23 protein-coding genes and 1 riboswitch are annotated in these 24,183 nt (G+C 73.9%); of the genes, 4 read left to right on the top strand and 19 right to left on the bottom strand.

The features are described 5' to 3' along the window. Window positions 1-74 precede the first annotated feature (74 nt). The 3 genes from DPM19_RS23110 (at window position 75) to DPM19_RS23105 (ending at window position 1,992) form a co-directional block, all read left to right on the top strand. Complete coding sequence (locus DPM19_RS23110; RefSeq protein ID WP_111870088.1) at window positions 75-716, top strand: dihydrofolate reductase family protein; 642 nt, start codon at window positions 75-77, stop codon at window positions 714-716. Window positions 717-1,143: 427 nt separating this feature from the next. Beyond that, on the top strand, window positions 1,144-1,344 hold the full coding sequence (locus tag DPM19_RS34920; RefSeq protein ID WP_146778959.1) for a hypothetical protein: 201 nt from the start codon (window positions 1,144-1,146) through the stop codon (window positions 1,342-1,344). A 195-nt stretch (window positions 1,345-1,539) separates the two neighbouring features. Further along, window positions 1,540-1,992 (top strand): universal stress protein, encoded by a 453-nt coding sequence (locus tag DPM19_RS23105; RefSeq protein WP_111870087.1) that lies wholly within the window; start codon window positions 1,540-1,542, stop codon window positions 1,990-1,992. Window positions 1,993-2,332: 340 nt separating this feature from the next. Here the strand turns inward: DPM19_RS23105 and DPM19_RS23100 are convergent, their stop codons facing one another. From DPM19_RS23100 to DPM19_RS23050, 11 genes are all read right to left on the bottom strand, one after another. Then, complete coding sequence (locus DPM19_RS23100) at window positions 2,333-3,076, bottom strand: ABC transporter permease (protein ID WP_111870086.1); 744 nt, start codon at window positions 3,074-3,076, stop codon at window positions 2,333-2,335. Then, window positions 3,073-3,792 (bottom strand): ABC transporter ATP-binding protein, encoded by a 720-nt coding sequence (locus DPM19_RS23095; RefSeq protein ID WP_111870085.1) that lies wholly within the window; start codon window positions 3,790-3,792, stop codon window positions 3,073-3,075. Before DPM19_RS23095 ends, DPM19_RS23100 begins: the two co-directional genes overlap by 4 nt. After that, window positions 3,789-4,337, bottom strand: a complete 549-nt coding sequence (locus DPM19_RS23090; protein ID WP_233510658.1) for a TetR/AcrR family transcriptional regulator — start codon at window positions 4,335-4,337, stop codon at window positions 3,789-3,791. Before DPM19_RS23090 ends, DPM19_RS23095 begins: the two co-directional genes overlap by 4 nt. 80 nt (window positions 4,338-4,417) lie before the next feature. Next, on the bottom strand, window positions 4,418-9,019 hold the full coding sequence (locus DPM19_RS23085) for a CHAT domain-containing protein (protein WP_146778958.1): 4,602 nt from the start codon (window positions 9,017-9,019) through the stop codon (window positions 4,418-4,420). Between the two features lie 52 nt (window positions 9,020-9,071). Next, window positions 9,072-9,836 carry a DUF6338 family protein gene (locus DPM19_RS23080; protein WP_111870082.1) on the bottom strand — a complete coding sequence of 255 codons (765 nt, stop codon included), beginning with the start codon at window positions 9,834-9,836 and terminating at the stop codon, window positions 9,072-9,074. A gap of 4 nt (window positions 9,837-9,840) precedes the next feature. Then, window positions 9,841-10,020: a hypothetical protein gene (locus tag DPM19_RS23075; RefSeq protein WP_111870081.1), complete on the bottom strand. Its 180-nt coding sequence runs from the start codon at window positions 10,018-10,020 to the stop codon at window positions 9,841-9,843. 269 nt (window positions 10,021-10,289) lie between these two features. Next, window positions 10,290-11,255 carry an ABC transporter substrate-binding protein gene (locus DPM19_RS23070; protein WP_233510657.1) on the bottom strand — a complete coding sequence of 322 codons (966 nt, stop codon included), beginning with the start codon at window positions 11,253-11,255 and terminating at the stop codon, window positions 10,290-10,292. 22 nt (window positions 11,256-11,277) lie between these two features. After that, window positions 11,278-12,093: an ABC transporter ATP-binding protein gene (locus tag DPM19_RS23065; protein WP_111870080.1), complete on the bottom strand. Its 816-nt coding sequence runs from the start codon at window positions 12,091-12,093 to the stop codon at window positions 11,278-11,280. After that, window positions 12,090-13,121: a FecCD family ABC transporter permease gene (locus tag DPM19_RS23060; RefSeq protein ID WP_199485236.1), complete on the bottom strand. Its 1,032-nt coding sequence runs from the start codon at window positions 13,119-13,121 to the stop codon at window positions 12,090-12,092. Before DPM19_RS23060 ends, DPM19_RS23065 begins: the two co-directional genes overlap by 4 nt. Beyond that, window positions 13,118-14,119 carry a FecCD family ABC transporter permease gene (locus tag DPM19_RS23055; protein WP_233510656.1) on the bottom strand — a complete coding sequence of 334 codons (1,002 nt, stop codon included), beginning with the start codon at window positions 14,117-14,119 and terminating at the stop codon, window positions 13,118-13,120. The genes DPM19_RS23060 and DPM19_RS23055 overlap by 4 nt, the downstream gene beginning before the upstream one ends. A gap of 149 nt (window positions 14,120-14,268) precedes the next feature. Beyond that, window positions 14,269-14,790 carry an EF-hand domain-containing protein gene (locus DPM19_RS23050; protein WP_111870079.1) on the bottom strand — a complete coding sequence of 174 codons (522 nt, stop codon included), beginning with the start codon at window positions 14,788-14,790 and terminating at the stop codon, window positions 14,269-14,271. Window positions 14,791-15,090: 300 nt separating this feature from the next. Here DPM19_RS23050 and DPM19_RS23045 point away from each other — a divergent pair, with 300 nt between their 5' ends. After that, the gene (locus tag DPM19_RS23045) at window positions 15,091-16,341 is read left to right on the top strand and encodes a cytochrome P450 family protein (RefSeq protein ID WP_233510655.1); all 1,251 of its coding nucleotides are present in this window, start codon (window positions 15,091-15,093) and stop codon (window positions 16,339-16,341) included. Window positions 16,342-16,348: 7 nt separating this feature from the next. Here DPM19_RS23045 and DPM19_RS23040 read toward each other — a convergent pair whose 3' ends face one another. From DPM19_RS23040 to DPM19_RS23005, 8 genes are all read right to left on the bottom strand, one after another. After that, window positions 16,349-17,326 carry an NAD(P)-dependent alcohol dehydrogenase gene (locus DPM19_RS23040; protein WP_111870078.1) on the bottom strand — a complete coding sequence of 326 codons (978 nt, stop codon included), beginning with the start codon at window positions 17,324-17,326 and terminating at the stop codon, window positions 16,349-16,351. Window positions 17,327-17,456: 130 nt separating this feature from the next. Beyond that, window positions 17,457-18,179, bottom strand: a complete 723-nt coding sequence (locus DPM19_RS23035; RefSeq protein WP_111870077.1) for a TetR/AcrR family transcriptional regulator — start codon at window positions 18,177-18,179, stop codon at window positions 17,457-17,459. Between the two features lie 61 nt (window positions 18,180-18,240). Next, window positions 18,241-19,539, bottom strand: a complete 1,299-nt coding sequence (locus tag DPM19_RS23030) for an MATE family efflux transporter (RefSeq protein WP_158566858.1) — start codon at window positions 19,537-19,539, stop codon at window positions 18,241-18,243. A 152-nt stretch (window positions 19,540-19,691) separates the two neighbouring features. Then, the gene (locus tag DPM19_RS23025) at window positions 19,692-20,378 is read right to left on the bottom strand and encodes a (2Fe-2S)-binding protein (RefSeq protein ID WP_111870075.1); all 687 of its coding nucleotides are present in this window, start codon (window positions 20,376-20,378) and stop codon (window positions 19,692-19,694) included. A gap of 237 nt (window positions 20,379-20,615) precedes the next feature. Continuing rightward, window positions 20,616-21,476 (bottom strand): ABC transporter ATP-binding protein, encoded by an 861-nt coding sequence (locus DPM19_RS23020; RefSeq protein ID WP_199485235.1) that lies wholly within the window; start codon window positions 21,474-21,476, stop codon window positions 20,616-20,618. Continuing rightward, a complete protein-coding gene (locus DPM19_RS23015) occupies window positions 21,473-22,561 on the bottom strand; it encodes a FecCD family ABC transporter permease (RefSeq protein WP_233510654.1) in 1,089 nt (362 codons plus the stop codon). The genes DPM19_RS23020 and DPM19_RS23015 overlap by 4 nt, the downstream gene beginning before the upstream one ends. After that, a complete protein-coding gene (locus DPM19_RS23010; RefSeq protein WP_111870073.1) occupies window positions 22,558-23,538 on the bottom strand; it encodes an ABC transporter substrate-binding protein in 981 nt (326 codons plus the stop codon). Before DPM19_RS23010 ends, DPM19_RS23015 begins: the two co-directional genes overlap by 4 nt. 37 nt (window positions 23,539-23,575) lie before the next feature. Continuing rightward, window positions 23,576-23,938 carry a (2Fe-2S) ferredoxin domain-containing protein gene (locus tag DPM19_RS23005; RefSeq protein ID WP_111870072.1) on the bottom strand — a complete coding sequence of 121 codons (363 nt, stop codon included), beginning with the start codon at window positions 23,936-23,938 and terminating at the stop codon, window positions 23,576-23,578. Window positions 23,939-23,978: 40 nt separating this feature from the next. After that, window positions 23,979-24,167, bottom strand: a riboswitch (cobalamin riboswitch). Between the last annotated feature and the right edge of the window lie 16 nt (window positions 24,168-24,183).

Genomic DNA, 24,183 nt, shown 5'->3' with positions numbered 1-24,183 from the left:
GGTCGTTCGACGAGTTCTGTCAGTGCACCGGTCTAGGTTCGTGCCGGCACGGACCGGAGCGCGAGGAGAACCCCATGGGCACCATCCACATCGACCTGTTCGCGACGCTCGACCTGGTCGGCCAGGCGCCGGGGAGCCCCGAGGAGGACCCGGACGGCTTTCCGTTCGGGGGGTGGCAGGCGCCCCTGTTCGACGAGACGGTCGGCCGGCACGTCGGTGCCGGAATGGAGGGCATGGACGCCCTGCTGCTGGGCCGCAGGACCTACGACATCTTCGCCGCGCACTGGCCGAACCAGGCCGACGGCGTCGACGGCGGGATCGCCACGCTGTTCAACAGCATCCCCAAGTACGTCGCCTCACGCGGCAACCCGGACCTGGGCTGGGCGGGCTCGACCCAGCTCGGCCCCGACCTGGTGGGCGCCGTGCGCGAGCTGCGCGACAAGCACGAGCACGTCCACGTGATCGGGAGCCTGAACCTGGTGCAGACCCTCCTGCGCGAGCGCCTCTTCGACCGGCTCGACCTGTGGGTCTTCCCCCTCGTGCTCGGCGTCGGCAAGAAGGTCTTCGACGGTGGTGCGGTCCCCGCCAACCTGGAACTCCTCGAACCGCCCGTCGCCTCCGCCAAGGGCGCCGTGCTCCTGCGTTACGGCCTGGGCGCGGGAACCCCCGGCACGGGGGACATGGCACGCGAGGACCGCGGCGCCGGTCCGAGCTGAAGTCCGACCCGCGATCGCCGGTCGTGGCGGGCCGATGTTCTCCGAGGTGGCCGGACGGCGGGCGCTGACGTCACGCAGTACCAGGTCCCGCCTGTCCGGCATCGTCGCCGTGATCCCGGCTGGGCGGCCCGCTTCGTGCGGGCACGTGGACGCCGACGACCGCAAGAGCCAAACGGTCTTCGTGTGCACGGCCTGCGACCACGCCGACCTGAACATCCTCAGCGCCGCAGGACATGCGGCGCCGGCCTGTGGAGACCTCGCCGTCAGGCGGTCCGCGAAACAGGGACCCCGCGAGGCCGTACCGGCCCAACCCGCTCTCAAGCCGGTGGTAATCCCCCGGCTCAGCCATGGGAGGAAGTCAACAGGTGGGAACCTGGCGGGTGTCCGGCCGCGCCCCGGCCGCCGCTCCACCGAAGGGAACGCCGCGATGCCGCCACAACGCTGGGAGCATGTGATCGACACCTACAATCCCCACCAGCCGGACTCCTGGTCCTCCCCTGACGAGCTGCTGGACGCCTACTCCGCCGACGGCTGGGAACTGGTCAGCCATTCGGAGAACGGCCAGACGCTGACCTTCGTGTTCAAGCGGCCGGCGTCCGCCAAGCGCTCCTCCCGGCGGTCCGGATGAACTCACCCGCGCCGTGGCCGGAGAGCACGCGTCCGTCCGCGCCGCGAAGGACGTCTTCGCCACCGGCCTGGTCCCGGTGAGCCCGTCCGGCGTGGCGGTCGTGCGTCATCCACCACGGGCCGCTCGCCCGCCCCGGACCCGGCGCCGCGTCCCGGCATCGCCGGGGCGGTACTCCGCAGTGTTTAACCTGGGAGAATGACCAGGTCCATCATGCGGGTCGTGCCCAGGCCTCGATGCGTGGTCGTAGGCGTCGATGGTTCGGCCAACTCCATCGCCGCGCTTCGCCGCGCCGCCACCGAGGCCCAGCGGCGCCACGCCGTGCTCGACGTGATCCATGTCCTCGACTCCCGCGGTACCGTCCCGCGTCCGGTGCGCGCCGTCATCGAATGGTTGCGCCTGCGGCGGCTGGCCGCACGTGTCGTCCCGCGCTCCCGGCATCTCACCACCCGGCTGCGGGTCGTCTTCGGTGATCCCGGCCAGGTGCTGGCCGCCGCGGGCGAGCGTGCCGAACTGATGGTCGTCGGCGCGCGCAGGCATTCCGAGCACGGCAACCCGCTCGGCGGCGACACCGTGCCGGTGGTGCTGCGGGACGCCGGCTGCGAGGTGGCGGTCTGCGCCGACCACGCCACGGACCGCCGGACGCCCTGACTTCTCCGCGGCGAGCGCCAGGATCTGGTGCCCCACCCGGCCGGCGGATCCCGCCTCCGCCCGGCACGATCATTGAGGATGGGTGGGGCCCAGCCGGTGGCCATCACCGTCGTCCAGAACGCCATCGGGGTGATCGTTGAGGATAGGTGGGGCCCCAGCCCCACCTATCCTCAACGATCACCGGCGTGGGTACTGGTGGGCCTCTGGTCAGGTCAGCGGGGTGAGCCGGGGCGGTATCGGCGGCACGTCACCTGCAGGACACACCCCGCCAGGGCGGCCGGGCCTGCGTGAGCGAACCAGGACCATCGGCACCCGGCGCACCCGGAATTCGAGGCACGGCCTAATGGTCGGCTCGTTGCCACCAGAGGGCGGTGGTGGCGATGCCGGCCGCGGCCGTCGCGGCGACGGTCGCCAGGCCGAGGGGCGGGAGGGACGGTGTGCCGGTGAGTCCGCCCAGGGCGGCCGGGACCGCCCAGGGGAACCAGGTGGCTCCGCCGGTGGTGGCGGTGGCGACGCCGGAGACCAGGAGGGCGACGGTGGCGGCGACGCCGGGGAGGTAGCCGCGGCCGGCGCTGGCGGCGAGGGCGACCGGGAGGGTGAGGGCGACGGTGAGGGCGAGCAGCAGGAGCAGGTCGGGCAGGCCCTCTCGGACCGCTCCGGGGCCGCCGGGCAGGTCGAGGAGCGTCCCGGTGGCGAGCCACGCGGCCGTCTGGAGGGCGCCGAGCAGGAGCAGCCAGGTCGTGGTGACGGTGAACTTGGCCAGGACGATCGCCGTGCGGGAGGTGGGGAGGGCGAGCAGGTCCAGGAAGGTGCGGTCGCTGAACTCGCGGCCGAACATCCAGGTGACCAGGACGCCGAAGAGCAGGAACCCGCCCGCGGCGTCGATCTGCAGGAGCGCGGTGTGGAAGCCGGGCCAGTCGGGGGTGATCCCCAGGGCCTGGGACTTGCCGGCCAGGGTCGCGTCGTCAGAGGCCGTCACGAACAGCGCGGCAAGCAGGACTGGGAGCAGGAAGGCCACGCCCGTCGCCCAGGGCGCCCGGGAGCGCAGGAACTTGACGGTCTCGGTCCACAGCGCGGCGCTCATGCCGCCGCCTCCGGCCGGTGGTCGGTGAGCAGTCGGAGGAAGACGTCCTCCAGGTTCTCGGTGCCGCAGGTGCAGCGGGGCAGGTCGGTTGCGGGGAACTCGGTGAGCAGGCGGCCCCGGTCGATGATGCCGATGCGGTCGGCGGTGCGGGCGACCTCGGCGAGGATGTGGCTGGAGACCAGGATCGCGGTGCCGTCCTCGTGGGCGAGGCGCCGCAGGGTGCCGCGCAGTTCCACGATCCCGGCGGGGTCGAGGCCGTTGGCCGGTTCGTCCAGGATGAGCAGGTCGGGGCGGTGGAGGACGGCCTTGGCCAGTCCGAGGCGCTGGGCGTTGCCCTGGGACAGGGTGCCGGCCCGCCGGTCGCGGTGGGGGGTCAGGCCGAGCAGTTCGATGGCCCGGTCCACGGCGGCGGGGACGGGTTCCCGGCGCAGCCGCCGGGTGAGTTCCAGGTTCTCCCGGACGGTGAGGCCGGGGTAGGCGTGGGCTCCGTCGACGAGGTACCCGACCCGGCTCCAGTCCGGTTCGGCCCGGTCGAACAGGCGGACGGAGCCGCCGGTGGGGCGGGTCATGCCGAGCAGCATGCGAATCGTGGTGGATTTTCCCGCGCCGTTGAGGCCGAGGAAGCCGTACACCTCGCCGGAGGCGACCCGCAGGGAGAGGCCGTCCACGGCGGTGGTGCGCCCGTAGCGTTTGGTCAGCTCGCGCGCCTCGATCATCGGGTGACCACCGCCAGCGCCTCGGCCATCAGTTCCCGCAGGTCGGCGTGGCCGTCGGTCTCGGCCCAGCGGACCATCACGGTGGTCGCGACGGCCAGGCAGGCGCTCGCGGCGACCTGGACTTCGAAGGGGTCGTCGTCGGGCAGGGCGGCGACGATGACCTGCTGGGTGGCGTGGTTGTTCTCCCACACCCGGGCGCGCAGCGCGGGGGTGTACAGGATCAGCCGGGTGCGGGCCAGCAGCAGCCGCGGGTCGGGCGGTAGTTCCGCGAGGCCGTCCAGGATGCTCGCCGCGATCCGGTGCAGGACCGGCTCGCCGGCGGGGCGGTGCCGGAGACGGTCGGCGATCACCGGGTCGTAGTCGTCCTGGAGGACCAGGTGCTCCTTGGTGGGGAAGTGCCGGAACACCGTCATGGACGACACCTCGGCGGCCTCGGCCACCTCGGCGACCGTGGTCCCCTCGAAGCCGCGCTCCAGGAAGAGGCGCATGGCCTGCTCCTGGATCGCCTGCCGCGTCCTGCTCCGCTTCGTCTCCCGCAATCCCACCGTTACACGGTAACAATTGTTAGTGACTAACACAATGGGATGCCGGGCGGGCCGGAGAACCGGGACCCGACGGCCGGGGCTCAGGGGCCGAAGTGGAGGTGGCTCGCCCACAGGATCGGGTCGGCCGGGTGCCGGTGGCGGAGGGCGCGTGCCGCCTCGTGCAGGGCCAGGGCGGCCCGGGCCGGGTCCAGCGCCCCGGCGGTGTGCATCCGGTCGTACATCCGCGCGGTCATCCAGGCGGCGACCTCGTCCTCGACCGGCCACATCGTGGCGATCACGTGCTGGAAGCCCGCGAGTTGCAGCGCGCCGCCGAGATGCAGCGCCTCGTCGGGCAGCCGGAGGCCGCCGCGCGCGGTCTCGCAGGCTGACAGGAAGGCCAGCCGGGCGTCCTCCAGGCGCAGCCGGGAGATGTCCAGAACGGTGAACGGGGCGGCCTTGTGGTCGTGCAGGAAGATCCGTCCCCGGCTCGGGTTCAGCGGGTCCTGCGCCGCGTGGCAGGAGAAGTGGGCCCACGGGTGGCCGGCCAGGGCACCGCGGACCGCGTCCCGGGTCGCGCGGTCCCCGGTGAGCGTCGTGGCGGGCACGGGCAGGCCGGCCAGGTGGGCCGACTCCCGCCGGGCCCCGGGCAGCGGTGGCAGTCCCGGGGTGTCCGGCAGGGACACCACCAGCAGGGAACGCGCGGGGGACGCGGGGTCGGCGCGCCGGGTGACCGCCCGCAACATGCGCAGGCTGATCGTGTAGGAGGAGGCCACCCGGTCCAGCACGGCGGCGCCGGTGTCGCGGGACGCGGCCGCGTGCAGGGGCAGGAAGCCCAGCAGCCAGGTCGGGCACCAGTGCACCCGAGGCCACGGCGCGCCGGGGGCGGGGGCGCGGGTGTGGCCCAGGTCGGCCAGGATCGGTTCGGCGGTGGTGTGCCACAGCCAGTCCAGCACGGCGGTCATCGTGTCCGCGGCGGCCCGCCGCTCCCGGTCGTCCGCGGCCCGGACGCGGCGGTCGATCGCGGCGTGGAAGGTCTCGACGTGCTCCCGGACGCCCCCGGTGGTCAGGGCGGGCAGCGCCACGGTGCGGACGCCGGCGTCGGTGGCGACCAGCGCGCAGGAGCCGAAGTCGGCGGGGTTGACCATGACGACCGTCTGCCCGGGGGCCGGGCGCAGCTCCGCGTGGCCGGGGGGACGCAGGAAGCGCGCGAGACCGGGGCGCGACCGAATCTCGGCGACCAGCGCGTCCCACTCCGCCGCGAGCGCGTGCCGCCGGGCGTGGTCACCGGTCCGCTCGATCGCGGCGTCGATCCCGTCGAGCCGCCGGGCGAGGTCCGGGTGCTCGTCCCTGAGCCGGGAGGTGTCGCCGCGGGTGTCGAGCGCCTGGTGGGACAGGGACGCCCGGCCCTGTTCGAGCAGTTCCACGGCGCGGCCGGGGTCGCCGGCCCGGACCGCGGCGGCGGCCGCCTCCTTCGTCGCGTCCGCCCACATCACCAGCGCCTTCTCCTGGGACGGACGGTTCAGCCCGCGCCAGGTCAGGCGGGCCACGAGCGCGACGCCCCGGGCGAGCACCTCGGTGGCCGCGGGCCAGCGGCCGGCGTCCGCGGCGAGCTGCGCGGCGATCAGGGCGCTCGCCAGCCGTTCGAGGACCCTGGCGGCGGAGGCGTCGACCACGCTCCGCAGGGCCGCCATGCCCTCCCGGTAGGAGTCCTCGTCGCCGGTGAGCAGGTAGCGCTCCCGTAACGCCGCGCCCAGATTGCCGGCGGCCAGGTGCCGGGAGCCGGGGTCGTCGGTGCCGGCCGGGTCGGCGAGCCGGTGGCGCAGCAGCGCGATCGCGCGGTCGAGATCGGCGGTGTCCCGGCGCAGCCGGTACCGGTACAGCAGCATCCAGCCGAGTTCGCCGCGGAGCAGCCGGTACTGCTCGCTGCCGGCGGGGATGCCGGCCAGCGCCTCCTCCAGCAGGGTGAGCCACTCGTCGCTGTCCGGTGTGAAGGAGCCCCGCGCCGTGTCCACCGAGATCAGCATGGTGACGAACACGGAGAGCTGGTCCGCTCGTTCCAGCGGGCTCAGCGAGCGGACGCTCTGGAACAGCTCCCGGTAGCGGGCCAGGGCGCGGTCGAGCGCCGCGTCGCGCACCGGCCCGGGCGTCGAGAGCAGGGCTTGCTCGCGCAGGGTGCCTGCGTCAAGGAGATGTTCGAACACGGCGAACGCCGCCGACGCCAGCCGGCCGATGTCGTACAGCGAGGTTCCCGCGGGCATCCGGGCCAGTATCCGGTCGAGCTCGGCCCTGCTCTGGCGCGCTCCGCCCGCGTCGTTGACGGAGGTGAAGTAGTTCATCTCCGCCGTGATGCCGGCCATGGCCAGCTCGGTCCGGCCCGGGGTGCCCTCCGGGATCAGCGGCATGAGCCGGCGGAACTCCCGCATGGTCTCGGCGGCGACCTCCATCCCCGTGTTCCACCCGCTCCGAACGCCGTGCGCTCCCGCGAGAACGCCCGCCACCAACGCCGTGTGGGGATTTCCGGTGTCGGCCGCCTCCACCACGGGACGGAGCAGGTCCATCGCCTCCTGCAGGGCGGCGGGGTCCCTCCTGGTGTCGGCGACCTGCATCAGCGCCCGGCCCAGGACGACCAGGCGGATGAGCCGGTCGCCGTCGTCCGGCGGGGTCCGCGCCACGGCCGCCCGGGCGTGCTCCACGGCCTGGTCGAGAACGGCCTGGTCGCCGGTGTGGTCGAACCCGTCCAGCAGGGCACCGGCCAGCGCGGCGTGGGCCAGCGGGCCCGGGTCGGCGAGCCGTTCGACCAGTGCCGCCGACCGGGCGGTGAGGCCGAACGCGTACTCCAGGAAGCGGCTGGGCGGTGCGTCCTGGCCGGGGACGGCTTCCGCCCCGGCGTAGTCGAACAGGTCGACGGCCCATGCCGCCAGGGCCGCGGCATCCCCCTCGTCGCCGTGGGCCCCCCACCCGAAGCCCGGCTCAATCAGGACCCGCAGCCCGTTGGGCACCACCTCCGGGGCGGCCACGTGGAGGTGTTCGTACAGCGCGATCACCAGGGCCAGGTCGGCGCCGGTCGTCTCCGCTCCGTGCTGGTAGCGGTACCAGCGGACGTCGGCGAGCGTCTCCAGGAGGGAGATCTCCCCCTGGGCCGGGTTCGCGGCCGCGCGCTCCGCGTCCCGCGACCGGATCAGGGCGGCGCGCCGGTCCTCGATCGTGCCCGTTCCGTCGCCGGTGAGCCCGCCGAGCAGGTCCGGTTCGAAGGAGGCGACGAGTTCCTCGGCCTCGTCCAGCAGTTCATGGTCGTCGGTGATCCCGAAGAGGTGGAGCAGGGCCGTGGCCAGCATGGCCCGCACGTCCGCCCCGGTCGGCGTGCCGAGCCGCCGGCCAAGCGTCCTGGCGCGCGTGGTCAGGCCGCGGGCGTGGTCGAGGAACTCGCGGCGCGGCTCCGCCCCGTCCGCGTAGGAGAACAGCCGGCACGCGCACAACGCCAGCACCCACACGTCCTCCTCGTCCGTCCCGGTCTCGTGCAGGCCCGGGTCCAGCGACGGCCGGAGGAGTTCGGGGACCGAATCCCGGTGCACCGCGGGCAACCGCTGGAAGAGCGCGACCGCGAACGCGAGCTTCCCGTCGGGGACGTGGTCCGGCCAGGCCAGGAACCGGTCCCAGCAGAGGTCCGCCACCTCCGTGGCCACCGCCAGGTCGGACGTCGGGTGGCCGTCCCGCCCGAAGTGGCGGCCGAGCCGGCTCTCGATGGTGTGCCGCAGCTCGCCGGGCTCGGCGGCGTCCTCGGGTTCCAGGACGTGGTAGGCCGCCGCGAGCAGGGCGTCCCACAGGGCCTCGGCGTGCTCCGGGGCGTCCTCGGGGACACGCTCCACCGCGCGGAGCACCTCCGCAACGTGCTCGTGGGGGACGTCCAGCCCGTCCCGCAGGGCCGCCAGGGTCGAGCTCGCCAGGTCCCGGACCACTTCCGGCAGGGACGGGTTCTCCGGGGCGGCCGCGCGCACCTCCGCCAGCAGGAGCGCCAGCGTTCCGGGCAGCGGATGCGCCGGGGGCTCGGCGTCGATCTCGGCCGCCAGCGCGACGAGCGCCACCACCCACCGGAGACGGGCGTCGTCGTCGCCCGGCGTCCGCGCCACCACCACGCGCATCTCGGCCAGGGCGCGCTCGGTCAGGCCGCATTCGGCCAGCGTCTCGGCTAATTCGGCGCGCTGGTCCACGGAGACCTCCGGCAGCCGGCCAGCCAGCCCGGCGGCGGCCAGGGCCAGCGCCGTCGCGTCGTCGCGGTGCTCGTCGCCGCAGGCGATCAGGTCCCACGCGGCCACCGTCAGCACGTCCAGGTCGTCCTCGTCCCGTCCGGAGTCCGCACCGGGGTCGAAGGCCGGGACCAGGAGGGCGGGGACCTGCCGGGGGTCCTCGGCGTGGACCTGGCGGAACAGCGTGACCGCGGAGGCCAGTTCCGCCGGCGGTATCCGGTCCGGGAGGAAGAGGTGGCGGTACCAGCTCAACCGGGCGAGCGCCGTGGCGACGCGCAGGTCGAACCGCCCCCCGTCCAGGTGCCGTTCCCGGAGCCGGCGGGCCCTGGCGTCCAGGTCCTCGTCCGCGAGCATGGCGTGCAGCGCGTCCACCAGCTCGTCGTACTCCTCCTCGGGGAGCGAGCGGATCGAGGCCCACTCCTCGTCGGCGCGCCGGGCGAGCTCGACGGAGGCGGTCACCTCGCGGAGGTGGAGCCTTCGTTCGAGGCGGTGCCACACGCCGGCCTCCGGGTCAGAGCGCGGCCGTCACAACCAGGACGGCGAGGACGGCCAGGACACCGGCGAGCGCGACGGCCCAGCGCCGTCGCGCGAAGGGCACGGCGGGGCGCGGGCGAGGCCCGGGCGCGGCGGCGGGCCGGTCGACGTAGGCGGCCGCGATCGTGCTGATCTCGGCGCCCGCGACCACCATCACCTGCCAGCTTCCCGCCAGCGCCGTGGCCTCCTCCGCGCCGGGACGCCGCATCGTCAGCGGTGCGGCGAGCATCAGGTCGCGCCGGGCCGGATCGGGTTCGGTGGAGTACCCGGCCGCGTAACCCATGATCGTGGTGCCGTCCCTGAGCTGGACGCTGAGGAAGGCGCGGGCGCGCGGGCCGGGCAGCCGGCCGAACGCGGTGTGCCACACGGTCTCGTGCGCGATCCGCCGTGCCGTGGGCGCCGTCAGCAGGTCGTGCGCGGCCACGCCGTAGAGCAGCGCGACGGCCAGGCCGGCGGCGAGGGTGCCCACGACCAGCGCCGGGTGCCGGTCGACGTACCGTTCGCCGTCCCGCAGCAGCGCGAAGAGGTCCACCGCGGCGCCGGGGACCAGTGCCTCGACCGCCATCAGGGTCGCGATCGCCGCGCCGCTGAGCAGCACCCCGGTCAGCAGCACCCGGCTGATCTCGATGAAGGCGCTCTCGTCCCGGCGCGGGCGGGTGCGCTGCCACAGCAGTTCGAACGCCGCGCCCGGGGTGACCAGCAGGAGGAAGACGACGACCGAGCCGACGGACGAGGGGACCATGCCGTCAGCGCGGCTCGGGCCCGGGCGGCTGCGCGGGCTCCGCCGGGGGTTCCGCCACCGTCTCGATGTCGTCGGCGGGGTCGAGGACCACGCCGCGGAAGTCACCGACGCCCGTCGGGGCCTCGGCGGGGAGCGCGGGCTCCGGTGGTTCTGGTGCGGGCCGAGGACGGTTCCGCTCGCTCATGGGAACTCCGGTAGCTCAAGAAGGGGGACGCACCGGTTCCGGCGCCAGCATCGTCCCACGCGCCCTCGCCTCCCGTCATGTGGCCGCCCGGGACTCCGGCCACCCCGCCGGCCGCCGCCGGGTGGAACCGCGGCCCGGCGGCCTGTGGTTCCGCTCGGCGGCGGCCGGCAGGGGATGCCGATCGCCGGCCGACGTCGGCGCCGTCACCTGCCGGCCGCCGGGCCGGACGGTGCCGTCGCGCACCCCGGGCGGGCGTCACCGGAACGCGGTCACCCCTTGGTCAGGGGCGTCACGTACGTCCGCACGTCGTTCATGATCTTCCCGGCGGCCGTGACGCCGATGCCGGTCATCCAGGTCTCGTCGTCCACGACCTGCACGTGCCCGGCCTGCACGGCGGCGAGCTTCTTCCACAGCGGGCCGGCGGTCACCGTCGACTGCCGCTCGGCCGCCTTCTGGCCGAACGCGCTGACGAAGATCATGTCTCCGTCGGCCTCGGCGATCCGTTCCGGGCTGAGCGCCGCGAACCTGCGGTCGTCCGCGCCCTCCAGCAGTTGGGCCTTCGGGCGGCCGAGGCCGATGTCGTTCAGCACGATCCCGGCGAACGACTCGGGCCCGTACTGGCGGATCTCGTCGGGGCGGAAGCGGACGAGGCTGATCTTCACCTTGGCCGGGTCGCCGAGCTGCCGGCCCAGCTCCTTGGCCTGCGCCTCGTAGGTCTGGAGCTTCTGCCGGCCCTCGTCCTTCTTGCCGGCCGCCTCGGCGTCCAGCAGGAAGTTCTCCTTCCAGGTGATCCCCACCTTCTCGGTGAACACGGTGGGAGCGATCTTCGCCAGCTCGGCGTAGAACTTCTCCTGGCGGAACTTCGACCCCAGGATGAGGTCGGGCTTGAGTGCCGCGATCGCCTCCAGGTCGGGTTCCTGGAGCGTTCCCACCTTCTTCACCTTGGCGAAGCCGGGGCCCAGGTACTTGGGCATGCCGGACGTCTGGTCCGGCAGCGCGGCGCCGACCGGGGTGATGCCGAGGGTGTAGAGGCTGTCCAGCTTGTCCTGGTCCAGGACCACGATCCGCTTCGGGTGCTCCGGCACCTCGGTCTGGGCCATGGCGTGCTTGACCAGGCGGGTGGGCCCGGTGGCCGTCGCGGAGTCACCGCCCCCGCACGCGGTCAGGGCCAGCCCGCCCGCCATCGCGACGGCCACGGTCAGCCCCAGCCGTCGCCTGAGCCCATGGAACTTCACAGTCGTTCTCCGTTCGTTTCGTTCATGCCGGGGCGTCCGGCACGACCATCGGCGCCCCCGTGGCGGGACAGGGCACCACGACGCCGGCCAGGCCGAACACGTCGGCCAGGCACTCGGCGTTCATCACCTGGGCGGGCGGGCCCTGGTCGACCACCCGGCCCGCCTTCATGACGACGAGGTGGTCGGCGTAGCGGCACGCCTGGTTGAGGTCGTGCAGCACGGCGATCACCGTGCGCCCGCCGTCGCGGTTCAGCCGCCGCAGCAGGTCGAGGACCTCGATCTGGTGGGCGAGGTCCAGGTAGGTGGTCGGTTCGTCGAGCAGGAGCGCGTCGGTGTCCTGCGCGAGCGTCATGGCGATCCACACCCGCTGCCGCTGCCCGCCCGACAGGGCGTCCACGCCGCGGTCCCGCAGGTCGGTCAGGCCGGTCAGGGCCAGCGCCTGCTCGACCGCGGCGGTGTCCTGCGCGCTCCACTGCCGGAACCAGCGCTGGTACGGCTGCCGGCCGCGCGCCACCAGGTCGGCCACGCTCATCCCCTCGGGGACGACCGGGCTCTGCGGCAGCACGCTGATCCGGCGGGCCAGCTCCCGGGTGGGCAGGCCGTGCAGGTCGGCGCCGTCGATGAGCGCGGCACCGCCGCGCGGGGACAGCAACCGGGCGAGCGTCCGCAGCAGCGTCGACTTCCCGCAGGCGTTCGGGCCGATGACCACCGTGAACGCGCCGCCCGGGAGTTCCAGGTCGAGGCCCTCGATGACCAGCCGGTCGCCGTATCCGGCGCTGAGGTCGCGGGCGGCCAGCCGGACGGGGTGGCGCGACCCTCCCTTGGGCTGGATCGTCATCGGGTCCTCCGCAGCAGCAGCCAGAGCAGGTAGGGGCCCCCGAGGACGGCGGTCAGCACGCCGACGGGAAGCTGGACGGGCGCGAACGCGGTGCGCGCGACAAGGTCGGCGACCACGGTCAGCAGCGCTCCGGTGAGCGCGGAACAGGCCAGCGGCGGGCGCTCGGCGCGGACGGTGCGCCGGGCGAGCTGGGCCGCGGCCAGCGCCACGAAGTCGACGGCACCCGCCTGGGAGATGGCCAGCGCGGCGAGCAGCACCGCCACGGCGCCCAGCGCGAGACGCCGCCGCTCCACCCGGACGCCCAAGCCGCGGGCGACGTCGTCGTCCAGCCCGGTGGTGTCCATCGCCCGGCCCGCCCACAGCAGGACCGGCAGGAGCACGGCCAGCGGGATCAGCAGGACGCGGGCCTCGTCGTACCCCGTCCCGGCCAGGCTGCCCGCCAGCCAGACCTGCGCCCGCTGCCCGTCGATCGGGTCGGCGCCGGCGATGAAGACCTCGGTGAGCGCCTTCGTCGCCAGGGCGACGGCGATCCCGCAGAGCACGAAGCGGTGCGCGGCCAGCCCGTACCGCCACGACAGCGCGAGCACCGCGGTGGCCGCCGCCAGCCCGCCCAGCAGCGCGAGCGGCCCCAGCCAGGCGGCGCCCAGACCGGCGCTCACCACGATCGTGGCGGCGAGCCCGGCGCCCTGGCTGATGCCGACGACGTCCGGGCTGGCGAGGGGGTTGCGCGCGATCGACTGCAGGAGCGCCCCGGACAGCCCGAACAGGGCGCCGACGGCGAGCGCCACCACGACCCGGGGCAGCCGCAGGTCCTGGACGACGACGGTGAAGGGGCCGTCGCCCGCGAGGGCGCGGACGACGTCACCGGGTGCGATGTACGTGCTGCCGACGCCGAGCGAGAGCACCACCGCGGCCGCGGTGAGCGCGGTCAGGACGAGGAACGCGGCGGCGGCGCGGCGGCGCAGCACGAACGTCGTCGCGCCGGCGGTCAGGACCGTGCGGCCCGCCGCCGGATGGGCCGTTCTCACGCGGTCACCGTCCGGCCCCGGCGGACGAGCAGAATCAGCAGCGGCGCGCCGAGGAGGGCGGTGACGATCCCGGCCTTGACTTCGGCAGGCGGGACGATCAGCCGGCCGATCACGTCCGCGGCGAGCAGCAGGGCGGGGCCGAGCAGCAGCGAGACCGCCATCACCCAGCGGTGCGCGGCGCCGACCAGCCCGCGGGCCAGGTGCGGCACGGCGAGCCCGACGAACCCGACCGGCCCGGCGGCGGCGACCGCGGCGCCGGCGAGCACGATCGCCGCGACGGCGGCGACCAGCCGCACCCGGCCGACGTCGTGGCCGAGCCCCCGGGCGACGTCGTCACCGAGGGCGAGCGCGTCCAGCCCGCTCGCGACGGCGAAGGCCAGCAGGACACCGGCGGCCACGAACGGCAGCACCCACAGCGCGACCTCGCCGGACCGGCCGGCCAGCGACCCGACCGCCCAGAAACGGTACTGGTCGAAGGTCTGCGTGCTGAGGGTGAGCACGGCGATCACCACGCCGGTGAGGGAGGCGTCCAGCGCGGTGCCGGTCAGTGCCAGCGTGACCGGTGAGGCCCCGTCGCGGGTCCGTGCCGCCACCGCGTAGACGAAGGCCCCCGCCAGCGCGGCGCCGGCGACCCCGAACCAGATGTAGGACGGCAGCGTGGTCAGCCCGAGGACGCTGATCGCCACGACCACGCCCAGCGAGGCCCCCGAGGAGACGCCCATGATCCGCGGGTCGGCCAGCGGGTTGCGGGTGAGCGCCTGCATCAGGACCCCGGCCACGGCCAGGCCGGCGCCGACGGCCACGCCGATGACCGTCCGGGGCACCCGCAGGGAGCGCACGATCAGGGTCTCGTCGTCGTCGCCGGCGTGCAGGAGGGCGTGCAGCACGTCGCCGGGCGCGATGCCCCGGCTGCCGGCCGCCAGGCTCGCCAGCACGGCGGCCAGCAGCAGCACGGCCGACCCCGCCAGCACGGCGAGCCGCCTGGGAGTCCCCGCCACCCGCCGCCACCTGCCGTTTCCCCGTTGATCACGCTGGTTCGGGTTAGGCACGCCTAACCGGAGCGTGAGCCTAGAGGACGGCGGTTACAACCTACAAGTCCGCAATGTCCAGATCATCGGGCGGGTTCGGTGCCGCGGCGCGCCGGCGGTCAGCCCGGGACGCGCCCGAAGACCCGGCTGCCCGGGGCGGCGGGGTCGTCCCCCGCCCAGAACTCGTACCAGTGGGCGGCGAACTCCTCCCGGGAGATCGCGCCGTCGCCGTCCGAGTCCAGCAGGGCGAAGGTGTCGCCGACCTCGGCGGGGCCACCGCGCCACGCCTCGATCATCCGCCGGTACTCGGCCGGGGAGATGAGGCCGTCCCGGTTCTCGTCCACGGCCTCGAACATCGTGTCGGCGGTCGCGGTGACCGCCTCCGGCATGGCCTTGAGCAGGTCGACGACGGTCAGGACATCGTCGATCGCGACCGCGTCGGCCGTCCGGGAGTGCCGGGCCAGGGTGCTCCACCAGCCGCGCATGACCGCCAGGAGCCGTTCCTCGTCGCCCGCGACCCGGACCGCCGCCCACCGGCGGGCGAGGGCTTCGAAGTCCGTCTCGCGGAGGGCGCCGTCCCCGTCGCCGTCCATGGCGTCGAAGACCAGCCGGACCTTGTCTCGCTGAAAGGGGCTCGCCATGCCCCTCTCGTCCCCGTATTCCCGATAGGGGACTCTGCCCACACGGCGCCCTTGGCCTCACAGGAAAGTGACGCGTTGGTTGCCTGGAGTCACGATCAGTGGGCCCGGCGGCGGCGAGTCGCCCCCTTGAGCGGTGGTTTCGGGCGAATACGCCCTGGTGGGACGCCTCCGAGCCGGCGCTTGGGCTCTGCCGTCCCGGGAACACCAGTAACCGTCCGCAGGGCGCCGCCGGGGGGTTCAGTTCGGCGCCGGGCGTGCCGGCCGACGACGGCCGGCTCCACGCGACAACGAGACCCGGCGGTGGCGTCCACCACGTCGAACACCATGGTGCGGGAGCGCGAGATGGCGACGAGCCGGCAGCCGGTCCTTTTCCCCTACGACGATCCGGCGTTCATCGCCGATCCGTTCCCCTTCCTCAACACGCTGCGGGAAGCGGGCCCGATCCACCAGGTGGTGCTGGCCGGCGGGATGCCGGCGTGGCTGGTCACCCGGTACGAGGACGCGCTGGCGCTCATCTCCGACCCGCGGATGAGCAGCGACATCGACGACGCGACGGACCCGATGCTGCGCGCGCAACTGGAGCCGTTCCCGCGGGACATGCTCCGCCGCAACCCGCCCGACCACACCCGGCTGCGGCGGCTGGTGTCCAAGGCGTTCACCGCGCGCCGCACCGCCGAGCTGCGCCCCCGCATCCAGAAGATCGCCGACCAGCTGCTCGACGCGGTCACGCCGCTGGGCCGGGCCGACCTCATCGACGACTTCGCGCTGCCGCTGCCGGTCACGGTGATCAGCGAGCTGCTGGGCGTTCCCGCCGACGACCGCGACCGCTTCCAGGCGTGGACCGACGTCATGCTCGACCAGCGGGACGGCGGGCCGGACCGCGAACGGCTGCGCGAGGCCTGGTCCCACATGCGGGCCTACCTGGAGGGCCTCCTCGCCGCCAAGCGGGCCGATCCCGGCGAGGACCTGATCAGCGCGCTCATCACCGCCCACGACGACGAGCAGCGCCTCGACGGGGAAGAACTCCTCGCCATGACGTTCCTGCTGCTCGTCGCCGGTTACATCACCACGGTCAACCTGATCGGCAGCGGCATGGCGCACCTGCTCGCCCACCCCGACCAGTTGGACCTGCTGCGGGCGGACCCGGAGCTGCTGCCGGCCGCGGTCGAGGAGTTCCTGCGCTACGACGGGCCCGTCAACCCCGGCATGACGCGCTTCCCCACCGAGGACATCGAGCTGGCGGGGGTCCGGATCCCGCGCGGCGACACCGTCGTCCTCGCCCTGGCGGTCGCCGACCGCGACCCCGCGCGCTTCCCCGAGCCGGACCGGCTCGACGTCTCCCGGACGGACAACTCCCACCTGGCCTTCGGGCACGGCATCCACTACTGCCTGGGCGCGCCCCTGGCCAGGCTCGAAGGGCAGATCGCCATCGGCACCCTGCTACGGCGGCTGCCCGACATCGCGCTGGCCGAGCCGGCCGCCCGGTTGCAGTGGCACTGGGGCGGCCTGCGCGGGCTCAAGCACCTGCCCGTCACCTTCACCCCGAGCTGAGCGCCGATCAGACGGTGATGGCGACCTTGCCGCGGGCGCGCCGGCGTTCGAGGTAGCGCAGCGCCTCGGGGACCTCGGTGAACGCGTACGTCCGGTCGATGACGGGCGTGACCCGTCCCGCCTCCATGAGCTCCGCCAGGAACCGCAGGTCCTTCGCGTTGGGTTTCCAGCTGACGGAGACGACGCGGTGCCGGACGAAGCGGGCGACGAGGGCACCGCGGAGTATCTGCGCCGCGGGGCCGAGCAGCCGGTTGCTCGCGGCGATACCGCCGACGATCACGAGCGTCCCGCCCGGCGTCAGGACGCTCCGGAGCTTCGCCAGGGACCGGTCGCCCACGATGTCCATGAGCAGGTCGTACCGCTCTTCACGCTGCGTGAAGTCCGTGCTGGTGTAGTCCACGACGTGGTCGGCGCCCAGGGAGCGGACCAGTTCGAGGTTGCGGGTGCTGCAGACGGCGGTGACCTCGGCGCCGAACGCCTTGGCGAGTTGGACGGCGAACGTGCCGATGCCGCCGGAGGCCCCGTGGACGAGGACCCGCTGCCCGGCCTCGATCTGCCCGACGTCCCGCAGCCCCTGCAGGGCGGTGTGCGCGGCCATCGACACGGCCGCCGCCTGCTCGAAGGAGAGGCCGGCGGGCTTGACGGCGAGCCTGTCCTGCGGGACGGCGACGGTCTCGGCGAAGGAGCCCAGCGGGACCTCCCCGAAGACCTCGTCGCCGGGGCGGAAGCCGGTCACCTCGTCGCCCACCCGCTCGACGACGCCGGCCAGGTCGGCGCCGAGGATCAGGCCCGCCTTCGGCCGCCGCAGGCCGTAGCTCAGCCGCACCAGGTACGGGTCGGCCCGCAGGTGCCGCCAGTCGTAGGGGTTGACGGAGGCGGCGCGCACTCGCACCAGCACCTCGTCGGGGGCGATGGCGGGCTCGTCGACGTCCCGGAGGGTCAGTGTGTCGGGCGAGCCGTAGCGTTCCCAGGTCCAGGCCTTCATGGGGCTTCCTTCCGTCGTACGCCGTAAGGCTGTCATACGCCGTAAGGTTATCGTACGGCGTAAGGCAGTCAAGGGGCGCAGCGGAAATCGGCCTACCCAGTGACAGAAGGTGACAGGGCGTCCGGCGGGCTCACGCCCCGGCGCGGCGCCGTTCCAGCCCGTCGAGGATCAGGTCGAGCGCGAACTCGAACTCGAACTGGTCGTCGCAGAAACCCAGGGTGCCGTCCGGGTCGTTGTGGACGGCGTCCGCCAGCATCCCGACGAGGTGCGGGAACCGGTCGGCCATCTGCTCCATCATCTCGCTGGAATCCGCGTCCGCGGCGCCGTCGGGATCGAACAGCTCCTGGGCGAACCCGAGCGCGCGGCTGCCCAGCACGTGCAGCGCCCGGTGCGCCAGGTCGAAGGAGAACCCGCCCGCCCGGAGGATCCCGACCACACCGTCGTAGTAGCCGATCACCGCCGGGCTCATGCTGGGCCGCGACTCCAGTACCCGCGGGGCCCAGCGATGGCGCAGCAGGACCTCGCGGGCAGCGAGGATCCGGGCGCGCAGCGCCGCCCGCCAGTCCTCCTCCGGCGCCGGCGCCGCGGTCGCCTCCACCGCCTCGAAGATCTCACCGAGGATCACCTCGATGACGCCCTCCAGCACCGCCTCCTTGTTGGCGACGTGGTGGTACAGCGACATCGCCTCGACCCCGAGCTCCTGCGCCAGCCGGCGCATCGTGAGCGAGTCGAGGCCGTCACGGTCGGCGATCGTCACGGCGGCACGCAGCACCCGCCGCCGGCTCAGCGGGATGCGGGGCTGCTCGGCGGCGGCCGTCTCCGCGTCGATCCGTGGGTCGATCCGTGGGGCCATGGTCGTCCTCTCCGGCCGCACTCTACCCGTACGGAACAAGCCTCCCCGATCGACCGAGCGGTCAGGGCAGCGAAGCCTCCGGTCCGTCGGATGCCGGTGACCGGAGGTGCCCCGGCCCGGGGCGCGTCCGGCGGTAGCGCAGGTGGAGCAGCAGGGAGTAGAGCACCCCGAACGCCGTCCAGCCGAGGTAGAGGCCGGTGAGGCCCAGGTCGAGGTGGACGCCCAGCAGCCAGGCGAGCGGGATGAGCGCGACGTAGTCACCGGCCACCGAGGCGATCATGATGGCCCGGGTGTCCTCGGCGGCCCGCAGCACGGCGGCGTAGGCCATGCCGGCCAGCAGCGGGGCCAGGCTGAGCAGCGCCAGCGGCGCGATGGACCAGGCGAGGTCGGCGACGGCGGCGTCCGTGGTGACCAGGGAGATCAGTGGCCGGCCCGCCAGGAGCACGGCGGCGAGGGGGACGGCGAGCAGGACGACCAGCAGCCGCAGCCCCGCGCGCCGCCAGGCGTCGGCCCGCTCCCGGTCCCCGGCGCCCAGCTCCTGGCCGGCCAGGACGGTGACGGCAGTGGTGGCCGAGACGAGAACGGTGAACAGCACCAGGATGAGGTTGTCGACGATGCGGTAGGCCGCCAGGTCGTGGGTGCCCATCCGGGCGGCGAACCCGGCCAGGAGCGCCTCGTTGAGGTACCCGATGCCCATCGTGCTCATCTCGGGCCAGCCGATCCGCCACAGGCCCCGGGCCGTCCGGGCGGCGGCGATCGGGCCGTCCGGAACCCGCGGCAGCCTGGCCCTGCCGTACCCGAGCAGGTAGGCGGTGCCGGTGCCGGTCGCGACCAGGGTGGCGACCGCCGCACCGGTGACGCCGAACCCCGCGCCGAAGATCAGGGCCAGGCCGAGCGGCAGGTTGACGGCGTTGACCAGCAGGGCGTGGTACATGGCGACCCGGGTGACCCCGACGCCCGCGCAGGCCCCCTGGACGGTGAAGGAGACGGCGGCCAGGGGGACGGCGAAGGCCAGGACCCGCAGGTAGCCGGCACCCGGCCCGACCAGCTCCGCGGAGGCGCCCAGGACGGTCAGGAAGGGGGTGGCCGCCGCGTACAGGACGGCGCCCACGGCCGTGCCTGCGGCGAGGGAGACGAGCACGCCGACCCGCACCACCCGGGCGACCTCGCCCGGGCGGCCCGCCCCGTGGTGCCGGGCCACCTGGATCTGGACGGCGGTGGCCCACCCCCGGACGACGACCAGGGCCACCAGGTACACCGGCGCCGCCAGCGCGAACGCCCCCAGCGCCGCGGTCGACAGCCGCGCGAGCATGACCGTGTCGACGACGTTGAGGATGATCTGGGTGAGCCCGGCCACCATCAGCGGGGCGGCCAGCCGCCAGATCCGCCCGGCACCCGCGAAGGAGGAGTTCCCTTTCCGGCTCCGGCGATTCCAACGTCCGCGATACCGGCCTTCCCGTGCACGGCGATCGCGCTTGTGCGGAACTCTCGAACACATGGCCGCGACCACCGCTAGACCAGCGCGCAGTCTTCACACTTCACCCCGTCGGGGACCCGGTAGTACAGGCAGCAGCTACGGCGCCGGAACGCCAGGTCGTCGTCGATGACGTCACCGGTCCCCGCCAGCCGCCCGGTGTCCAGCAGCCGGCCGGTGAGCCGGACGAGGGGGTCGCGCAGGTCCGGCCGGGCCGCGAGGATCGCGCGCGCCGCCTCGACCAGCGCGGAGGCCGCGTTCCCGTACAGCAACCGCGGCGCCACCTTGACGTGCAACCCGGCCGCCAGCGCCTCCAGGTGCTCGGTCACCACCGCCCGGTAGAGCTCGCCGGCCGGCGGTTCGGACGCGGGCACGTGCCGGCCATGCGCGGCGGGAACCCGCAGGTGGGGCCCCTCGTCGGCACGCTGCAGCCCGTCCAGGTCGGGCACGACGCCGTGGACGAGCGCGCAGGCCAGGACGGGCGACCAGAGGCGGGCGGCGTGCCCGAGCTGCACGACCGACGCGGCGATCCGCAGCTCGCCGGTGCGGTAGCGCCGGGCCGTGGCCGCGACCAGATCCTGCAGCCCCGCGGCGTAGGAGGCGGCCATCGGATGCCACCCCGGGTCCGGGCCGCCCACCGTGATCGAGAAGAACGGGCCGAGTTCCGCGACGTCGGCGAGGGCGGTCGCGACCAGGCGGGAGGGTGCGGGCCGGAGGGCGGTCATGTTGGCGATGCTCCTGTCCAAAGGCGGCGGCCTGAATTAAGTCGACCATTTCGGCCATCAAAGAACTGCCGGGCGAACCTGGGGTGCCACGCGCACGCCCGTGCCAATAGAAGGCGACCATAAAAGCGGCATCTCATTCCCGCGAACGGCGTGCCGCTGTTCCAGGCAGGCACCGGCACGCCGTGACATTTCGCCCGGCGGCGACGCCCGTCCTGCGTTCTCCGCTCCTCGGTGAATTCAGGCCGTGGGCTCCCTCCCCTCCGGTCCGGCCGGCGGTCGCGCGGTGTCGAGCGCGACCGGCCGGGCGCTCGGGCCGCCGGTCAGGACGGTGATCTGGGGGGCGCCGGTGCGCGGGTGCTCGGCCACCTCGGCGTCCACCTGGTAGACCTCCGCCAGCAGCCGCGGGGTCAGCACCCGGCCGGGCGGGCCGGTCGCGACGACGCGCCCGCCGTGCAGCACGCAGATGCGGTCGCAGAACGCCGCCGCGAGGTTCAGGTCGTGCAGCGCGATGACCGCGGTGACGCCGAGCCGGCGGACCAGCCGGAGCGCGTCGATCTGGTGGCGCAGGTCCAGGTGGTTGGTCGGCTCGTCGAGGACCAGGGTCCCGGTCCGCTGGGCGAGCGCGCGGGCGATCAGTACCCGCTGCTTCTCCCCGCCCGACAGCCGGTCGAACGGTGCGCGGGCCAGCCCCGCCACGTCGAGTTCGCCCAGCGCGGCCGTGATGATGTCGCGGTCGGTGGCGTCGTCGCCCTGGAAGGCGCGCTTGTGCGGGGTGCGTCCCATGGCCACGACGTCGTGCACGGTGAGCTCGAACTCCCCAGCGGTCTCCTGCAGTACCGCGGCCAGCCGCCGGGCCAGGCGCTTGCCCGGCATCCGCCAGACGTCCTCGCCGTCCAGCAGGACCCGCCCCGAGGTGGGGCGCAGCGCCCGGTAGAACGTGCGCAGCAGCGTCGACTTCCCGGCGCCGTTGGGGCCAACCAGGCCGACGACCTCCGCCGGCGCCACGTCCAGGGAAACCCCGTCCACCAGGGTGCGGCCGCCCGCGACGACGGACACCGCTTCCGCCCGCAGGGCTCCGGGGGTCGTGTCGGGGATCACCGCGCCGCCTTCCGCCGCATCAGCCACAGGAAGAAGGGACCGCCGACCAGGGCGGTGAGGATGCCGACGGGGATCTCCTCGGGGGTGATCAGGGTGCGCGCGGCCAGGTCGGCGGTGATCAGGAAGGCCGCGCCGAGCAGCGCCGCCGCGGGCAGCGCCCGCCGGTGGTCGGCGCCGACCAGCAGCCGCACCACATGCGGCATGATCAGCCCGACGAACCCGATCGAGCCGCTGACCGCGACGATCGTCCCGATCATGAGGGCGACCAGGGTGAACAGGGCGGCGCGGAACCGGTGCACGTCCAGGCCGAGGGCCGCGGCGGCCTCCTCCCCGGCGAGCAGCAGGTTGAGCGGGCGGCACACGCCCAGCAGGACGGCCGTCCCGAGCAGGACCGCGGCGGCGGGGATCCACACCACCGTCCAGGTGGTGCCGGCCAGCCCGCCGAGCATCCAGCGCAGCGCGGCCTGCGTCTTGTGCGGGTCGTCGGAGGTGACGACCAGGAAGCTGGCCACCGCCGACAGCACCTCGGCCATGGCCACTCCGGCCAGCACCAGGCGCACCGTGGTCATCCGCCCGCCGGAGCGGGCCAGGAAGTAGACCGCGACCAGGGCGGCCAGCGCGCCGCAGAACGCGGCCAGGGGCAGCGAGAACATCCCGAACAGCGTCAGGTTGAACACCACGACCAGCACCGCGCCGACCGTGGCGCCCGAGGACACCCCCAGCAGCATCGGGTCGGCCAGCGGGTTGCGCACCAGCGCCTGCAGCGCCATGCCGCACACCGCCAAGCCCGCGCCGACCACCCCGCACAGCAGGACGCGGGGCAGCCGGACGTCGATGACGATCGTCTCGCGGACCGGCGACCAGGTCGGCTCGGCCAGCGCCGGGTGCAGCCGGTGCAGCAGGATGCCCCAGACCTGGTCGGCCGGGATGCGGATCGAACCGGCCGCGATCCCGGCCGTCGCGGCCACCAGCACCAGGGCGCCGAGCAGCACCAGCACCGGCAGGTACGGGATCCCGTGATGGCGGGCCGCCTCCGGTCCGGCCCTGCCGGTCACCTCGCCGGTCGCCTCGGTCAGGCCGGTCACCGGAACCGGTCGGGGTGGAGCTGGCGGGCCAGCGCGTCCACGCCGGCCGGGACCCGCACGCCCAGCACCGTGGAGGACAGCGGCAGCACCGCGAACCGCTTGTTCTTGATCGCGGGCACGTCCTGCAGTGCGGGGTTGGCCAGCAGGAACTTCTTCTTGTCCTCGGCGGGCTGGTCGCCGTAGTCGTAGATGACGATCACTTCGGGGGCGCGCTCGGCCACCTGCTCGAAGGACACGTCACCGAACGCCTTGTTCAGGTCGGCGAACAGGTTCACCCCGCCCGCCTGCTTGATCATCTCGTTGCCGATGCCGGCGCCGCCCGCGGTGAAGGCGGTCTTGTCGCCGCTGTCGTAGACGAAGAGCTTGACCGGGGCGACCCCGCCGAGCTTGGTCTTGACCGTGTCCAGCGTGGCGTGCAGCCGCTTGACCTGCTGCTCGGCCCGGTCCGGCACGCCGAAGATCTTGGCGATGGTGCGGATCTCCTCGTCCATCATGGCCATCGTCACCGGGCCGGACGGGCACTCCTCGATGTTGAGGTGGGTGTTGATCCCGGCCTTGGTGAAGGCGGCCCGGGCGCGTCCCTCCTTCTCCTCGAAGGTGCTGGCGAACCCGCCGTAGACGAAGTCCGGCTCGGCCGCCAGCAGCGTCTCGTAGGAGGGGTACTCCTTGGCCAGCACCTTGATCCCGGCGTAGGCGGCCTGGTACTCGGGCAGGATCCTGTCGTCCAGGTACGCGGTGCCGACCATCGACTTCTCCAGGCCGAGCGCCAGCATGACCTCGGTCGCGTGCTGGTTGAGCGACACCGCGCGCCGCGGCGGCTGCCGGTAGGTGGCCGTCACCTTGCAGTTCGTCACGGTCACCGGGAAACCCGCCGCGGCGGCCCCCTGGTGCCCGGCGTCGTCGCCGGCGGTGCCACCACAGCCCGAGACCAGCAGGGCCAGGGCCAGGAGCAGGGACAGCGGGCGTCTACCCGGCATGGCGAGTCCTCTCACGAAGGTGCCGAAAAAAGGGGGGTCAGCGCGCGGCGCGGCGCGGCGGGGTGAAGGCGTACAGGTCCAGGACCTCGGGCGGCGTGGCGACACCGGGGCCGCCCGCCCGGACCCAGGCGACGATGTCCTCGGTCGCGGCGGGGTCGTTGACCATGCCGAGCCAGACCGGCCGGCCGCCGGCGGCGCGGCCGGCGGACGAGGGCTGCACGACGATCACGTTCGCCCGCTCGCACACGTCCAGGCACGCGGAGATCCGGACCGGCGCGTCCCTGGCCAGGCGCGCGGTCTGCGCCACGTGATCGATACCGGTGACTTTGGGACTGCCACAGCAGCAGTCGCGGCACACCGTGACCCGGCACGGCGCCGGGTCGGTCGGCTGCACGGGCATGCCGGAACGCCCTCCTCTCTGGGGAGATCCGCCCCAGCTTCATCGAGGAGGCGACCGCGTGAGTCTCCTGGCTCTCGGGTCGATGCTCGTCCCGGCCTTCCCACCCGTGTCCGGGCAGTGGCGTGGTTCGGGATCCGCTCGCCGATCACAGTGGCGGGACCGCGCCGGATTCACACCGGCTTCCTCGTTCCGCCGTCGCCTACACCGCACATAGTGACATACGTGATCAATCGCCACTAGTCACC

It is taken from the genome of Actinomadura craniellae, from assembly GCF_003289645.1.
Lineage (GTDB): Bacteria > Actinomycetota > Actinomycetes > Streptosporangiales > Streptosporangiaceae > Actinomadura_D > Actinomadura_D craniellae.
This window is presented reverse-complemented; position numbering and strand designations above follow the sequence as displayed.

Bases quoted from the DNA above. Each gene is read 5' to 3' on its own strand.
- DPM19_RS23110 (WP_111870088.1), top strand. From the start codon at position 75: ATGGGCACCATCCACATCGACCTGTTCGCGACGCTCGACCTGGTCGGC.
- DPM19_RS34920 (WP_146778959.1), top strand. From the start codon at position 1,144: ATGCCGCCACAACGCTGGGAGCATGTGATCGACACCTACAATCCCCAC.
- DPM19_RS23105 (WP_111870087.1), top strand. From the start codon at position 1,540: ATGACCAGGTCCATCATGCGGGTCGTGCCCAGGCCTCGATGCGTGGTC.
- DPM19_RS23100 (WP_111870086.1), bottom strand. From the start codon at position 3,076: ATGAGCGCCGCGCTGTGGACCGAGACCGTCAAGTTCCTGCGCTCCCGG.
- DPM19_RS23095 (WP_111870085.1), bottom strand. From the start codon at position 3,792: ATGATCGAGGCGCGCGAGCTGACCAAACGCTACGGGCGCACCACCGCC.
- DPM19_RS23080 (WP_111870082.1), bottom strand. From the start codon at position 9,836: ATGGTCCCCTCGTCCGTCGGCTCGGTCGTCGTCTTCCTCCTGCTGGTC.
- DPM19_RS23075 (WP_111870081.1), bottom strand. From the start codon at position 10,020: ATGAGCGAGCGGAACCGTCCTCGGCCCGCACCAGAACCACCGGAGCCC.
- DPM19_RS23065 (WP_111870080.1), bottom strand. From the start codon at position 12,093: ATGACGATCCAGCCCAAGGGAGGGTCGCGCCACCCCGTCCGGCTGGCC.
- DPM19_RS23050 (WP_111870079.1), bottom strand. From the start codon at position 14,790: ATGGCGAGCCCCTTTCAGCGAGACAAGGTCCGGCTGGTCTTCGACGCC.
- DPM19_RS23040 (WP_111870078.1), bottom strand. From the start codon at position 17,326: ATGAAGGCCTGGACCTGGGAACGCTACGGCTCGCCCGACACACTGACC.
- DPM19_RS23035 (WP_111870077.1), bottom strand. From the start codon at position 18,179: ATGGCCCCACGGATCGACCCACGGATCGACGCGGAGACGGCCGCCGCC.
- DPM19_RS23030 (WP_158566858.1), bottom strand. From the start codon at position 19,539: ATGGTGGCCGGGCTCACCCAGATCATCCTCAACGTCGTCGACACGGTC.
- DPM19_RS23025 (WP_111870075.1), bottom strand. From the start codon at position 20,378: ATGACCGCCCTCCGGCCCGCACCCTCCCGCCTGGTCGCGACCGCCCTC.
- DPM19_RS23010 (WP_111870073.1), bottom strand. From the start codon at position 23,538: ATGCCGGGTAGACGCCCGCTGTCCCTGCTCCTGGCCCTGGCCCTGCTG.
- DPM19_RS23005 (WP_111870072.1), bottom strand. From the start codon at position 23,938: ATGCCCGTGCAGCCGACCGACCCGGCGCCGTGCCGGGTCACGGTGTGC.